Genomic DNA, 13644 nt, shown 5'->3' with positions numbered 1-13644 from the left:
GGGCGGACTTTTTTATTATGTGTAAATTTTTAAAGTGTAGAAGGAATTTTTATGCGTTTTCTTAAACATGTATTGGCGCTGATGAGCTTAAGTCTTGGTTTGGTAGCAGCTACGGCAAGTGCTTCACCAGCTAATCCGGTTTTGGGTACTGATTACACCCAACTGCCGCAGAAGTTAGTCACCGATACGGCTGGTAAAAAGATTCAGGTCACAGAATTTTTCTGGTATAGCTGCCCACATTGCAATGCGTTGGAGCCTACTTTGGAAGCCTGGCTTGCCAAACAAGGTGACAAAATTATTTTCAAACGTGTGCCGGTTCAATTTGATCCACGTTTTATTCCGCAGCAAAAATTGTATTACACGTTAGAGGCATTGAATTTGGTGTCGACCATGCACGCGAAGGTTTTCAACGCCATTCACGTTGAGCGTCAGGCTTTAGATACTGATGACAATATTCTCGCCTGGGTCGTTAAGCAAGGCATTGATAAGGCAAAATTTAGCGCAATGTACAATTCGTTTGCGGTGAATACTGAAGTGAAAAAAGCGTTGCAAATGGAAGAAGCTTACAAGATTGATAGTGTCCCGTACTTTGCGATCGATGGGCTGTACATGACTTCCCCGCTTGATGCCAGCAAGTCTCTGCCAAGCAACGTCGCAGACTCGGTATTATTTGCTGCTACGATGCAAACTATCGATAGTTTGATTGCAAAAGCTGAAGCGTTAGAAAATACTAAAGTAGCGAAAACACCGGCAAAGAAATAAGAGATTAAAAACCTCTCATAGAGTCCGCTTCTCATAAGAGGGCGGACTTTTTATTTGTATTCATCGTATTGTTAATATGTATTTGAGGCGAGGGATCTTATGCAACGCATCTTCATCACAGGCGCATCTTCCGGTATCGGCGCTGCATTCGCACAGCAGTATGCCGCTCAAGGCGCGATGTTAGGTTTGGTAGCACGGCGACATGAGCAATTGCAGCAATTGCTGGATAGTTTGCCGCATCCAGAGCGCCATAAACTCTATGTATTGGACGTGAACGATCATGCCGCTTTGCAGACTGCGGCGACAGATTTTATCGCCCAAGCCGGCGGTGTTGATGTGGTGATTGCCAGCGCCGGAATCTCACATGGAACATTGACTGAGCACGCGGAAGATTTGCAAGTATTTGAACAGGTGATCGCCACCAATGTGCTGGCCACTGTCGCTACTTTTAGCCCTTTCATCGCGACCATGAAGCAACAAGCAAAAGCCGGGCAGAGTGATTGCCGATTGGTCGGTGTCGCAAGCGTTGCGGGGATACGCGGTTTACCTGGGGGTGGCGCGTATAGCAGTTCGAAAGCAGCGGTCATCAGCTATTGCGAAGCACTACGTGTCGAATTACGTGCGAGTGGCATCAAGGTGGTGACGATACTGCCGGGCTATATTGATACGCCGATGACACAGGTGAATCACTATCGCATGCCGTTTTTGATGCCGGTAGCAAGCTTCGCCAGCAAGGCTGTCGCGGTGATTACGGCTGGCCGCAGCTATCAAGTGATTCCGTGGCAAATGGGCGTGGTGGCAAAATTATTGCGGCTATTGCCGAATTGCGTGTATGACTTCGCATTTGCCAGAGCACCGCAAAAGAAACGCAAATAAAGGAGCATGCAGTCCGCTGTCTGAAAAAGTAAAAGCTGTTAATATTTCCTGCGCTTCTGTGTGGGAATATTCTTATTGCTTGCATAGGAATACGCAAAACCGTTTCAGCAGCGTTGTGTGTACATACTATGAATTGTAATGTTCATATAGAACGAGGTCTTGCAAACTCGTTGCTGGGGCAATTTCGCGTAAGTCCTAATTATTCAAAGGATACCGATGCCCTTAGCCATTTTAGATATGGATGGAACGCTCTATCCCGGAACCTTAGCTTCCGACATGATCCAGGGATTGTTGGATGCAGAGCACGGACATAAGGAAACCTCGCATGCCATTATCGAGGCTTTGCAGCGCCGTAAAAAAAGATTGGTGAGTCAGTCTACGATTGTCGATGAGTTTTATCAAAACTATAGTCGCACTTTGAATGGCGTCGAGCACAGTCACGTCCGAGATGTCGCTTCCAAAGTATGGGGAAAAGCGCGTGAGCACTTGTTTGCATATGTTAGACCGGCGTTGTCAAAACTGGCAGCATGCGGTTACCAAACCATTCTTATTTCCGGCAGCCCACAAGAAATTATCGACATCGCCATTGCGGATCTTGGCATCAATTACGGCATAGGCGCGCGCATCAAAGTTCATGAAGGATATTGCGTCGCTGAATTGCTCACCGCACCGGCGCGTTTAGGGCAAAAAGCGGCTCTATTAATTGCACTGATTGCTCGCATTGAGCAAGATCTGCAACAATCCCTGGCAATTGGCGACACTACTTCCGATGCAGAGGTTTTTCAGCTGGTGCAGCACGCCATCGCTTTTGAGCCAGAAGAAGCATTGACTAAATTGGCCCATTCAGAAAATTGGAAAATTGTCGATAGAGTGACGGTCTTGCCCCATTTGTTTACGCTGTTGCATGGTGGTGCGCTGCCAGACATTGGAGTCAGGCCTATTTATCATCGTACTTGAGGTCGATAAGTCTTAAGTGCAACCAAAAAAATGTTTAGATGTTGTTGTGTCTCCTTGCCATGTCCGATGTTGATGGATACTCTGGCGTGCTTCCTGTCCGTTCTTCATTTTTTCTTTTCTTGCCGAATAAATTCATGGATTTCAATACTTTTTCTCTCTACGTTCTGACCGAATTTGCGTTGTCTGTTTCACCGGGTCCTGCGGTGATGTTAGTGGTTGCCTATGGCATCACTGCTGGTTGGAAAAAGTCAGTCTTTGCAACTCTTGGAATTTTGACGGCAAATATCATTTATTTCTTACTGTCGGCAACCAGTGTCGGCGCGTTGATTGCCGCTTCTTATACTTTGTTTACTGCCGTGAAATGGTTGGGCGTGGCGTATTTGGGCTATCTCGGTCTTTCCGCACTATTTGGCCGACCGTCAGCGATCACTGCTTCAAAGCTGAATGAGAAAAATACCTCTGGATGGAAGATTTGGTTGAGTGGCATGACACTGCAATTGGCCAATCCCAAAGCCTTGATTTTCTTCATCGCCATTCTGCCGCAGTTCGTCAATCCGACTGGCAATGTACCGATGCAGATGGTATGGCTGATGTTGGGTTCAGTGATTCCAGAGTTTTTTATTCTGCTCGGCTATGGCGTATTGGCAGGCAAAATGCAAAATATCGCGACACAAGCACGTTATGCACGCGTCACTGACAGGATCGCAGGGAGTTTGATGCTGGGCGTGGCGATGGTCGTCGCTACTTTGCAGAGATGATTTATTTACTAAGTGACTCAAAGTAAACAATTTAAAGAATCCGTCATTCCCGCGAAAGCGGGAAGCCATGTTAGACGCAAGATGGATTCCCGTGTTTGCGGGGACGACACAAATTTTGAGGATGTGACAGCTATCAAATTGGTTAAGCAGCCTTATTTAACCTGAAACCGATAAATCTTGTCCTCACTCAAACGCCGCGTCAACACACCATCTATCCATAATTTATTCAAATGCGCCAACGCTTCGCCCAGCGCAAATGTCATCTGATGCGCGTCTAGCGGCCGGCGAAACATGACCGGCACGATGTCACTGGCCGATTGTGGCGTTGCGCATGCCGCAACCACTTCGGCAAGTCGTTCTTGATGATGTTGCTGCAACTGATCTATGCGGGTTTGCAAACCGCGGAACGGTTTGCCGTGTGCAGGCAGTACCAATGTGCTGGCGGGCAGGTGACGATATTTATTCAGAGAATCTGTATATTGCTGCACCGGATTGGATTCAGGCTCAATCGCGAATACCGAGACATTGGTGGAAATGCGTGGCAGCACCATGTCGCCGGAAATGAGCACATTTAACTCCGGTGAATACAACGACACATGTTCCGGTGAATGCCCAAAGCCGGTGATGACGCGCCATTTATTATTCCCGATGCGGACATCTTGCTGATCGCTCAAGCGATGGTAGGCATGCGGTATCGATGGCACCATATCGGTGAAATACGATTTGCGTTGTCCTACTTTGGAAACCATGTCCGGATCGCGCATGCCGTGCGATTCGAAATGCGGCAATGCGGCGCTGCCGTCTGCTCCCGGCATTCCCGCGACTAACACGCGCCCAAAAAAATATTCGCCAGCACTCATCCATAACGGCGCTTGCCAACGCTGGCAAAGCCAGTCTGCATTGCCAATATGGTCAGGATGACAATGTGTCGCCAATATGCGCAGCACCGGCAAGCCGTTCAACTGCGTCGCGAAAATGCTCTCCCAAGCGCTGCGGGTGGCATCGTTAGCAATCCCGCAATCAATGATAGTCCAACCCTTTTGTGTACCGTTGTCGGTTTCTATGCTGTCTTCCAGCAACCACAAATTGATATGGTTTAACGCGAATGGCAGTGCCATGCGTAACCAGCGTACGCCGGGTGCGACTTCAATTGTGGCGCCAATTTCGGGGAGTGTTTCGCCAAATGCGTAGTCAAGTTGTGCTTCAAGTGCGTTCACGGTGATCTTTCAACTTTGTATTCGAATAAATCATAAGGACATTTATATTGTGCATGAGCACAAAATGGTTTACGTTTACGTTAACTGCGGGATTGCAATATTATTTCAACTTCCGTAATTCTACCGACTATAGCAAGACCTTACTTCGCACGCACCACAACATTGAAAATTTAATCATTATGTCAACTTATACCATTACTGAGCTTGCTCGCGAATTTGACATTACCACGCGTGCGATCCGTTTCTATGAAGATCAAGGCTTGCTAAGCCCCAGCCGTGATGGTGCTGGTGGCCGTAATCGCGTTTACGCCGCAAGGGAACGTACTCGATTAAAGCTGACTTTGCGCGGTAAGCGCTTGGGGTTAAGTCTTTCGGACATCAAGAATCTGGTCGATATGTACGATTCGCCAAAAGGCTCAACCGTGCAATTAGAGGGATTTTTGGCGGTTCTGGCCCGGCATCGAGCATTGCTGGAGCAGCAACGAGAAGACATCGCCGTCACATTGGCAGAAATTACCGCGCACGAAGCCGAGTGTGCTGAATTATTAAAAAGCAATCAAATGAAAGCAATGTAAGAGCAGTAAAAGCCTAACGACCACAAGATTAGCCAACGCATGTGATGCAATAGCGATGGCAAATCTCGCGTAGTGTTAATATTTAAATAATCATTGTTCGATGTTCTTGAATGAAGTTTCAAAACAGACACGAACAATTATAAAAACGGAGAGACAAGATGATCCACCTACCAGGCCTTAATTTCGATCACGGTGAAGATATCGCCGCATTGCGCGAGAGCATTCAACAATTCGCTGCGGCAGAAATTGCACCGCGCGCAGCCGAGATAGATCGCACCGACCAGTTTCCTATGGATTTGTGGAAAAAAATGGGCGATCTGGGCTTGCTCGGCATTACCGCCGATGAAGCCTATGGCGGCATTGGCCTGGGTTATCTGGCGCACATCATCGCCATGGAAGAGATTTCCCGCGCATCGGCCTCCGTCGGTCTTTCCTACGGCGCGCATTCCAATTTATGCGTTAATCAAATCAGTCGCAATGGTAACGCCGCACAAAAAGACAAATATTTACCGAAGCTGATTTCCGGTGATCATGTAGGCGCACTTGCCATGTCCGAACCCAATGCTGGTTCCGATGTTGTCAGTATGAAGCTGCGCGCAGAACTGAAGGGCGATCGCTATGTCTTAAACGGCACAAAAATGTGGATCACCAACGGCCCTGACGCCGATGTACTGGTGGTTTACGCCAAAACCGATATGGATGCTGGCCCGCGTGGCATGACTGCCTTCCTCGTTGAGAAGAATTTCAAAGGTTTCAGCGTTGCGCAAAAATTAGACAAACTCGGCATGCGCGGTTCACATACCGGCGAACTGGTATTCCAGGATTGTGAAATCCCGTTAGAAAATGTTTTAGGCGGCATCGGCAAAGGTGTCAATGTTCTGATGTCTGGCCTCGATTACGAACGTACCGTGTTATCTGGTGGCCCGCTTGGCATCATGCAAGCTTGTATGGATGCAGTTGTGCCTTATGTCCATGATCGCAAACAGTTTGGTCAAGCCATTGGCGAATTTCAACTGATGCAAGGCAAACTGGCAGACATGTACTCCACCATGATGGCTTGTAAAGCCTATGTTTACGCGGTTGGCCAGGCTTGTGATCGTGCGAAAACACCAGAAGCAGCGCGTGCATTGCGCAAAGATGCCGCCGGCGCGATTTTGTACTCTGCAGAAAAAGCCACATGGATGGCTGGTGAAGCAATCCAGACCTTGGGCGGTAATGGCTACATTAACGAATATCCGGTCGGCCGCTTGTGGCGCGATGCCAAGTTGTATGAAATCGGTGCCGGCACCAGTGAAATCCGCCGGATGTTGATTGGCCGTGAATTATTTGCCGAAACGATGTAAAGAAGTGCAGAAGCTGTATGTGTGGCGGCTACAAATTACAAATTGTAGTCGCCTGCAGTTAGAATGAAATTTTCGGATTAAGAACACAAGATGCCATCACTTCACGTACAAACTGCCCTGCAAACACATCCGCAACTGTCAGCAAAACTTCACAAACAAGTCTGGCTGAAGATGGAAAACATGCAACCAGCCGGCTCATTCAAGCTGCGCGGCATTGGTTTGCTGTGCCAACGTGCAGTGGCATCCGGTGCAACGCAACTGGTTTGTCCATCGGGTGGTAACGCGGGATTTGCGGCCGCTTATGCTGGCGCAGCGCTTGGCGTCAAAACTACCATCGTGGTGCCGGAAACAACGTCTGCCGCCGTGATTGCACGGATTCGCGATATCGGTGCCGAGGTCATTGTGCATGGCAATGTGTGGGAGCGCGCGAATCAACATGCGCTGCAACTTTGCCAACAAGCCAACACTATCTATATTCCACCGTTCGATCACGCCGATATCTGGGATGGCAATGCGACGTTGATTGATGAGGCTGTGGCCCAATGTGCAGAACAAGGCAGCAGCTTTGATGCCGTGATCTGTTCGGTCGGTGGTGGCGGTTTGATGTCTGGCGTGTTGCAAGGTTTGCATCGGAATGGATTGCAAGACGTGCCATTGATAGCCGTCGAAACCGAAGGCGCAGCATCGTTACACGTCGCGATACAAGCCGATGAACTCGTTTCGCTTCCGGCGATTACCTCGATTGCGACTACTTTAGGCGCATCAAAAGTTGCCGCAGAAGCATTCAACTGGACTCGCCGTCATACCGTGCACAGCATTGTCGTCAGTGATACGCAAGCGGTTGCTGCGTGCTTGTCTTTCGCCGATGATATGCGCACACTGGTTGAGCCAGCTTGTGGTGCCGCATTGGCAGTGGCGTATCAAAATTTACCCGTATTGCAACCATTTAAGCGTCCATTGATTGTAGTCTGTGGTGGCATAGGCGTGAATCTTGTCGCATTGGCTAGCTGGAAAGAGCAATTCTCACTTTAAGTAAAGACGCTGATGATCGCTCCTGCCTTCCCAAAATTGCTTTCCTCACAAATCGCCTTCGACATTGCGCGGACGATTTTGGATGGCTTCGATAAGCATTACCGCTTATTCCGGGAAGCGAGTCAGGCAGCGCATAGGCATTTTGAAAGTGGCGACTGGAAAATAGCGCAAACCGAAGCGCGTGAACGGATTGCTTTTTATGACAAGCGCGTAGACGAATGTGTAGAGATACTGGAAGATGAATACGAAAGCGTCGATTTAACCGACGAAGTCTGGCGCGAGGTCAAACTGCATTTCATCGGCTTGTTAATGGATCACAAGCAGCCGGAATTGGCGGAAGTTTTCTTCAATTCAGTTTGTTGCAAGATTTTGCATCGCACGTATTTCCATAACGATTTCATTTTTGTCCGGCCAGCAGTGTCGACCGAATATCTGGATGATGGTGCTTTATCACCGACGTACCGCGTGTACTACCCGGCACAAGATGGATTGCATTACACCTTGAAGCGCATCATCACGAACTTCCAGCTGCAACGACCCTTTGCGAATCTGGAGCGCGATGTCAACATCGTAGAACAGCATCTTCAGAAAATTTTCGATACCAATGCGATGGAAGCGAATCATCAGATTCAAGTGCTATCGTCGCTGTTCTATCGCAACAAAGGCGCTTACATGGTCGGCAAGATCATTAACGGCAGCCGTGAATACCCTTTTGTCGTGCCGATTTTGCATAACCGCGAAGGCGAGCTGATATTAGATGCAGTGCTATATGACCGCAAAGTGCTGGCGATATTGTTTTCGTTTACCCGTGCCTATTTTATGGTCGATATGGAAGTGCCGTCGGCATATGTGCAGTTTTTACGCACTTTGATGCCAGAAAAACCGCGTAGCGAAATTTACACCATACTGGGTTTGCAAAAACTCGGCAAAGCGCTGTTTTATCGCGATTTCTTGCGCCACTTGCGGCACTCATCTGATCGCTTTGAAATCTCTCCGGGTATTCGCGGGCTAGTGATGGTGGTATTTGCTTTGCCATCGTTCCCTTACGTATTCAAGATCATCAAAGATTACTTCCCGCCGCCGAAAGAGACGACCAACGCGCTGGTCAAAGAAAAGTATTTGCTGGTAAAAAATCATGATCGCGTAGGCCGCATGGCCGACACGCTGGAATATTCCAGCGTTGCTTTTCCGCGCAGTCGTTTTGATGAAGCATTATTGGCCGAACTGAAACAAGTTGCGCCATCTGTGGTCGAAGAAGATGGGGATCAGATCATCATCAAGCATTTGTACATTGAACGGCGCATGGTGCCACTGAATATTTACTTAAGTAACGCCGAAAAAAATGATGATCAGGCCGCGCTTGAACATGGCGTGATCGAATACGGCAATGCCATCAAAGAATTGATCGCTGCCAATATTTTTCCCGGCGACATGTTGTACAAAAATTTTGGTGTTACGCGTCATAATCGAGTTGTATTCTACGACTATGATGAAATTGAATACATCAGCGACTGCAATTTTCGTGTCATCCCGCAGCCGCGTAACGAAGAAGATGAAATGGCCGCAGAGCCTTGGTATGCCGTCGCTAAAAACGATGTATTCCCAGAACAATTCGGTGTTTTTTTACTTGGCAATCCCAACGTCAAAAAATACTTTATGAGACACCATGCTGATTTGTTAACACAGCAATATTGGCAGCAGCACAAGCAGCATATTCTGGAAGGTCACTTCGACGATGTATTTCCTTATCCACAAGAATATCGTTTTAGTTTTCAACCAAATATCAGTACAAATAGCGCACAGAATGTAATTAACCTAGCGGCGTAAAGATATTTTAAAAGTAATCGTCATTTCCGTTCTGCGAGGAAGGCGAGGCTTTTGAAGATACTGATCCCCGCTTTTATCTGGAGATGTAAAAATGAACGACCCTATCGTAATCGTCAGTGCAGCTCGTACCCCTATGGGTGCATTCCAAGGTGATTTTTCATCGTTGACCGCTAGCGACTTAGGCGCAGTTGCTATTAAAGCTGCAGTCGAACGCGCTGGCCTGAAACCAGCCCAAGTTGATGCTGTTATGTTTGGCAATGTGCTGTCTGCTGGTCAAGGTCAGGCACCAGCGCGTCAAGCGACACTTAAAGCCGGTTTGCCGATAGGCACTAACGCAGCAACGATTTCCAAAGTCTGCGGATCGGCCATGCAAGCAACAATTTTTGCGGTCGATGCGCTGCTAGCCGGTACCAATGACGTAATCGTCGCTGGCGGTATGGAGTCCATGACCAACGCACCGTATTTGGTACCGAAAGCGCGCGGTGGCTATCGCATTGGTCACGGTACTATTCTTGATCACATGATGTTGGATGGTCTGGAAGATGCATATTCCAAAGGCGACAATGGCGGTGGCCGTTCTATGGGCACTTTTGGTGAAGATTGTGCAGCCAAATATCACTTCACCCGCGAAGAGCAAGACAATTTCGCGATTGCTTCAGTCAAGCGCGCACAAGCCGCGACCAACGATGGCTTGTTTAAATGGGAAGTCGCGCCTGTTACCGTCACCAGCCGTGCCGGTGAAGCTGTGATCGACAAAGACGAAGGTCCGACTAAAGCCAAAGTCGATAAAATTCCATCGCTACGTGCCGCTTTCAAGAAAGACGGCACCATTACTGCAGCATCGTCGTCATCCATCAACGATGGCGCCGCCGCATTGGTCATGATGCGTGAATCGACCGCTAAAAAACTCGGTTTGACACCGATCGCAAAAGTAGTTGCTCACGCCAGTCACTCGCAAGAACCGGAATGGTTCACTACTGCACCGGTGGGCGCGATTGAAAAGCTCTACAAAAAAACCGGTTGGACCACTGATAGCGTAGATCTGTTTGAGATCAACGAAGCCTTTGCTGTCGTGCCAATGGCTGCCATGAAAGAGCTCAATATCCCGCACAGCAAAGTCAACGTTCACGGCGGCGCATGTGCGCTGGGTCACCCTATCGGCGCATCCGGCGCTCGTATCATCGTTACCTTGATCGGCGCGTTGAAGGCCACAGGTGGCAAGCGCGGTGTGGCATCGTTGTGTATAGGCGGCGGTGAAGGGACTGCGGTGGCGATTGAGTTGGTGTAACTGTTTGCATGTTTTAGTGTGTATTGAGGCTAACTAGCTGACGCGTTATCCCTAAAGAGCCAGAATATTTTGCACTCAGTGCAAAATATTCTGGCTCGATTTAATTGGGAATCAAAAATTAACATTAAATTAACGCCATAAAAATTTTTAGAAAGAGGCACATGCGCACAGCCATTGATTTCTATTTTGACTTCTCTTCTCCCTACGGCTATTTCGCCGCGATGCGAATTGATGCGTTAGCGGCTAAGTATGGGCGGGATGTGGAATGGCATCCGATTTTGTTGGGTGCGGTGTTTAAGACTACCGGTTCTGCGGTGTTGACGCAGATTCCGATGAAGGGAGCTTATTCCTTGCGCGACTTTGAACGTACTGCGCGCTTTCATGGCATCCCATATAAACAACCGCCGGCTTTTCCATTGCCAACAACGGTGGCGGCACGGGCGATGTTGTGGGTGCAAAATTTTCGTGGTGCGGAAGGGGCGATCCAATTTGCCCAGTTGATATATCACGCCATGTTCGTTGATGGCATCAATATCGCTGAACCTATGCATATATTGGAGATTGCGAAAAAAGGCGGCTTTGATACGACAGGCATGGCGGAGGGCGTCAACAGCATCGTGATTAAAAACCAGCTGAAAGCAGAGATGGATCTGGCGATGGCGCGTGGCGTGTTTGGTTCACCGTTCGTGATTGTAGACGGCGAGTCGTTTTGGGGGTTTGATCGTTTCTCGCAAATTGAGGCGATGCTGGAATTCGGAAAAATCTAAATTAGTCATGAGTAAAGTTGAGGCATTGTGCCCATGCGGCGGTGGTTTATTTTCGACATGCTGCGGCCGGTTTATCGCATCGCAAGATGTGCCGCAGACTGCGCAAGAATTAATGCGTTCACGTTATACCGCCTTCACTTTGTGTGACGACACTTATCTGCGCGCGACCTGGCATCACAGTACGCGCCCAAAGGGTGGAATCACCGATGCAGAAACCAAGTGGCTGGGATTAGAAGTCCGTAATTCGGGCAATGCATCGGCCGCCGATGCAAATCACGCAACTGTCGATTTCGTTGCACGTTACAAAGTAGCAGGACGCGCGCATAGATTGCACGAAATCAGCAATTTTGTAAGGGAGCAGGAAAAGGGTAGCAACGATCAAGAATGGCGATGGTTTTATGTAGATGGTGTTTTCCCACAAAAATAACGAAAAATTGCATTCTTCACCAGCTGTGCATGATGAATATGCCCGCAACGGTTTCGAAAGAACTCAAATGCCGATACGGGTGGAGCAGGAGACAGGAAAATGACGCAACTAAGTGCAGCAAGCGGTAATAAAGATACCCCATTGATAGAGTCCACCATTGCGGCCTGCTTTGACGCAATGGTAGCGCGCGTTCCAGATAATGACGCGTTAGTGGTGCGCCATCAAAACGTGCGTATGACCTATCGCCAGTTACAGCTGGCATCCCAAAAACTGGCGAGTGCATTCTTGAAATTAGGTCTGCAACCCGGCGATAGGCTTGGTATCTGGTCACATAACAACAGCGAATGGCTGTTGACGCAATTGGCGACGGCGCGAGTCGGCATCATACTGGTCAACATCAATCCGGCTTATCGCGTCAGTGAACTGGAATATGCGCTGAACAAAGTTCGATGCAAGGTCTTGATCACAATGACTGAGTTCAAGACCAGCAATTATCTCGACATGTTGCGGACCTTGGTTCCTGAATTGGCGACTGCCACATCGCCACAATTGCAGGCGGCACGTTTGCCAGATTTGAAAACCATTATTCATCTTGGTACAGAAGTCGAATCAGGCATGTTGCGTTTTTCCGATCTGATGGCTCCGGCTTTTAGTGGGGAGCATGAGGACGAACAGGTCAAAAAAATAAGTGCCGGCCTGCAGGCGACAGACGCCATCAATATTCAGTTTACCAGCGGTACCACCGGCTTCCCTAAAGGCGCAACACTCACGCATCGCAATATTTTAAATAACGGTTTCTTTATCGGCGAAGCTATGCACTTGACGGCGCAGGACAGGCTGTGCATCCCGGTGCCGTTGTATCACTGTTTCGGTATGGTGTTGGGTAATCTGGCGTGTCTGACCCATGGTACGACGATCATTTATCCCAGCGATGCTTTCGATCCGCTCGCCGTTTTGCAAGCGGTGCAAGATGAACGATGCACCGCACTGCATGGGGTTCCAACCATGTTCATTGCAGAACTTGATCATCCGCGCTTTGCTGAATTTGATTTATCCACTCTGCGGACAGGCATCATGGCAGGTTCACCTTGCCCGATCGAAGTGATGAAGCGCGTGGTGCGTGACATGCACATGGCGCAAGTGACGATTGCTTATGGCATGACAGAAACCAGTCCAGTCAGTTGTCAAAGCTCAACCGACACACCATTGGAAAAAAGGGTCAGCACTGTCGGTCGAGTGCAGCCACATTTGGAAATAAAAATGATCAACCCCGAATCTGGCGAGATCGTTCCGATCGGCACAACTGGTGAACTATGCACACGTGGTTATTCCGTGATGCAGGGTTATTGGGAAGATCCCGAAAAAAGCCAGGAAGCAATCGATGCCGACGCCTGGATGCATACCGGCGATTTGGCAGTGATGGATAGCGAGGGTTACGTCAAGATCGTTGGTCGCATCAAAGACATGGTGATACGTGGTGGCGAAAATATTTACCCACGCGAGATAGAAGAGTTTTTATATCGCCATCCAGCGGTGCAAGATGTGCAAGTGGTTGGCGTACCGGATGCGAAATACGGCGAAGAATTGTGTGCGTGGATTATTTTACGGCCAGGGCAGGTGGCTGATGAAGAGGCATTACGTGCATTTTGTAGTGGGCAGATTGCGCATTACAAAGTGCCGCGTTATATCCGTTTTGTAGAAGCATTTCCGATGACGATTACCGGGAAAATACAAAAATTCAAAATCCGTGAAGCGATGAGCGAAGAATTAAAGTTGCCAGATATTCCTACTGCGTAGTCCTAAATAAAAATGAAC

The 13644-nt window shown here is 48.6% G+C and carries 13 protein-coding genes; 12 read left to right on the top strand and 1 reads right to left on the bottom strand.

The genetic code is table 11. The features are described 5' to 3' along the window. Positions 1-51 precede the first annotated feature (51 nt). The 4 genes from GEV47_RS09620 to GEV47_RS09605 all read left to right on the top strand — a co-directional run bounded on the left by GEV47_RS09620 (position 52) and on the right by GEV47_RS09605 (position 3353). The gene (locus GEV47_RS09620; RefSeq protein ID WP_153234537.1) at positions 52-762 is read left to right on the top strand and encodes a thiol:disulfide interchange protein DsbA/DsbL; all 711 of its coding nucleotides are present in this window, start codon (positions 52-54) and stop codon (positions 760-762) included. 99 nt (positions 763-861) lie between these two features. Beyond that, positions 862-1638 carry an SDR family oxidoreductase gene (locus tag GEV47_RS09615; RefSeq protein WP_153234536.1) on the top strand — a complete coding sequence of 259 codons (777 nt, stop codon included), beginning with the start codon at positions 862-864 and terminating at the stop codon, positions 1636-1638. A gap of 216 nt (positions 1639-1854) precedes the next feature. After that, positions 1855-2595, top strand: a complete 741-nt coding sequence (locus GEV47_RS09610) for an HAD family hydrolase (protein WP_153234535.1) — start codon at positions 1855-1857, stop codon at positions 2593-2595. A gap of 134 nt (positions 2596-2729) precedes the next feature. Next, positions 2730-3353, top strand: a complete 624-nt coding sequence (locus tag GEV47_RS09605) for a LysE family translocator (protein WP_194270625.1) — start codon at positions 2730-2732, stop codon at positions 3351-3353. Between the two features lie 152 nt (positions 3354-3505). Here the strand turns inward: GEV47_RS09605 and GEV47_RS09600 are convergent, their stop codons facing one another. Beyond that, positions 3506-4570, bottom strand: a complete 1065-nt coding sequence (locus tag GEV47_RS09600; RefSeq protein WP_322741604.1) for an MBL fold metallo-hydrolase — start codon at positions 4568-4570, stop codon at positions 3506-3508. A gap of 179 nt (positions 4571-4749) precedes the next feature. On the opposite strand from GEV47_RS09600, the gene GEV47_RS09595 reads away from it, so the two are divergent. The 8 genes from GEV47_RS09595 (at position 4750) to GEV47_RS09560 (ending at position 13626) form a co-directional block, all read left to right on the top strand. Further along, entirely contained in the window at positions 4750-5145 is a 396-nt protein-coding gene (locus GEV47_RS09595; RefSeq protein ID WP_153234749.1) for a MerR family transcriptional regulator, read from the top strand. A 158-nt stretch (positions 5146-5303) separates the two neighbouring features. Continuing rightward, positions 5304-6488, top strand: a complete 1185-nt coding sequence (locus tag GEV47_RS09590; RefSeq protein ID WP_153234533.1) for an isovaleryl-CoA dehydrogenase — start codon at positions 5304-5306, stop codon at positions 6486-6488. Positions 6489-6578: 90 nt separating this feature from the next. Continuing rightward, complete coding sequence (locus tag GEV47_RS09585) at positions 6579-7520, top strand: pyridoxal-phosphate dependent enzyme (protein ID WP_153234532.1); 942 nt, start codon at positions 6579-6581, stop codon at positions 7518-7520. Positions 7521-7532: 12 nt separating this feature from the next. Then, positions 7533-9347, top strand: coding sequence for a bifunctional isocitrate dehydrogenase kinase/phosphatase (gene aceK / locus GEV47_RS09580; RefSeq protein WP_153234531.1), 1815 nt, complete (start codon positions 7533-7535; stop codon positions 9345-9347). Positions 9348-9438: 91 nt separating this feature from the next. Beyond that, the gene (locus GEV47_RS09575) at positions 9439-10635 is read left to right on the top strand and encodes an acetyl-CoA C-acetyltransferase (protein WP_153234530.1); all 1197 of its coding nucleotides are present in this window, start codon (positions 9439-9441) and stop codon (positions 10633-10635) included. Positions 10636-10796: 161 nt separating this feature from the next. Beyond that, positions 10797-11402 carry a 2-hydroxychromene-2-carboxylate isomerase gene (locus GEV47_RS09570; protein WP_153234529.1) on the top strand — a complete coding sequence of 202 codons (606 nt, stop codon included), beginning with the start codon at positions 10797-10799 and terminating at the stop codon, positions 11400-11402. A gap of 7 nt (positions 11403-11409) precedes the next feature. Then, on the top strand, positions 11410-11829 hold the full coding sequence (locus tag GEV47_RS09565) for a YchJ family protein (RefSeq protein ID WP_153234528.1): 420 nt from the start codon (positions 11410-11412) through the stop codon (positions 11827-11829). A 99-nt stretch (positions 11830-11928) separates the two neighbouring features. Then, on the top strand, positions 11929-13626 hold the full coding sequence (locus tag GEV47_RS09560; protein ID WP_153234527.1) for an AMP-binding protein: 1698 nt from the start codon (positions 11929-11931) through the stop codon (positions 13624-13626). Positions 13627-13644: the final 18 nt, after the last annotated feature.

Origin of the sequence: Glaciimonas soli, assembly GCF_009497155.1 — a bacterium.
Taxonomy (GTDB): Bacteria; Pseudomonadota; Gammaproteobacteria; order Burkholderiales; family Burkholderiaceae_D; genus Glaciimonas; species Glaciimonas soli.
Note: the sequence above shows the minus strand (reverse complement) of the source record. Positions and strands in the feature narration are given on the sequence as shown.

Excerpts from the sequence above, each read along its gene's own strand:
- GEV47_RS09620 (WP_153234537.1), top strand. The coding sequence starts at position 52 with ATGCGTTTTCTTAAACATGTATTGGCGCTGATGAGCTTAAGTCTTGGT.
- GEV47_RS09615 (WP_153234536.1), top strand. The coding sequence starts at position 862 with ATGCAACGCATCTTCATCACAGGCGCATCTTCCGGTATCGGCGCTGCA.
- GEV47_RS09610 (WP_153234535.1), top strand. The coding sequence starts at position 1,855 with ATGCCCTTAGCCATTTTAGATATGGATGGAACGCTCTATCCCGGAACC.
- GEV47_RS09605 (WP_194270625.1), top strand. The coding sequence starts at position 2,730 with ATGGATTTCAATACTTTTTCTCTCTACGTTCTGACCGAATTTGCGTTG.
- GEV47_RS09595 (WP_153234749.1), top strand. The coding sequence starts at position 4,750 with ATGTCAACTTATACCATTACTGAGCTTGCTCGCGAATTTGACATTACC.
- GEV47_RS09590 (WP_153234533.1), top strand. The coding sequence starts at position 5,304 with ATGATCCACCTACCAGGCCTTAATTTCGATCACGGTGAAGATATCGCC.
- GEV47_RS09585 (WP_153234532.1), top strand. The coding sequence starts at position 6,579 with ATGCCATCACTTCACGTACAAACTGCCCTGCAAACACATCCGCAACTG.
- aceK (WP_153234531.1), top strand. The coding sequence starts at position 7,533 with ATGATCGCTCCTGCCTTCCCAAAATTGCTTTCCTCACAAATCGCCTTC.
- GEV47_RS09575 (WP_153234530.1), top strand. The coding sequence starts at position 9,439 with ATGAACGACCCTATCGTAATCGTCAGTGCAGCTCGTACCCCTATGGGT.
- GEV47_RS09570 (WP_153234529.1), top strand. The coding sequence starts at position 10,797 with ATGCGCACAGCCATTGATTTCTATTTTGACTTCTCTTCTCCCTACGGC.
- GEV47_RS09565 (WP_153234528.1), top strand. The coding sequence starts at position 11,410 with ATGAGTAAAGTTGAGGCATTGTGCCCATGCGGCGGTGGTTTATTTTCG.
- GEV47_RS09560 (WP_153234527.1), top strand. The coding sequence starts at position 11,929 with ATGACGCAACTAAGTGCAGCAAGCGGTAATAAAGATACCCCATTGATA.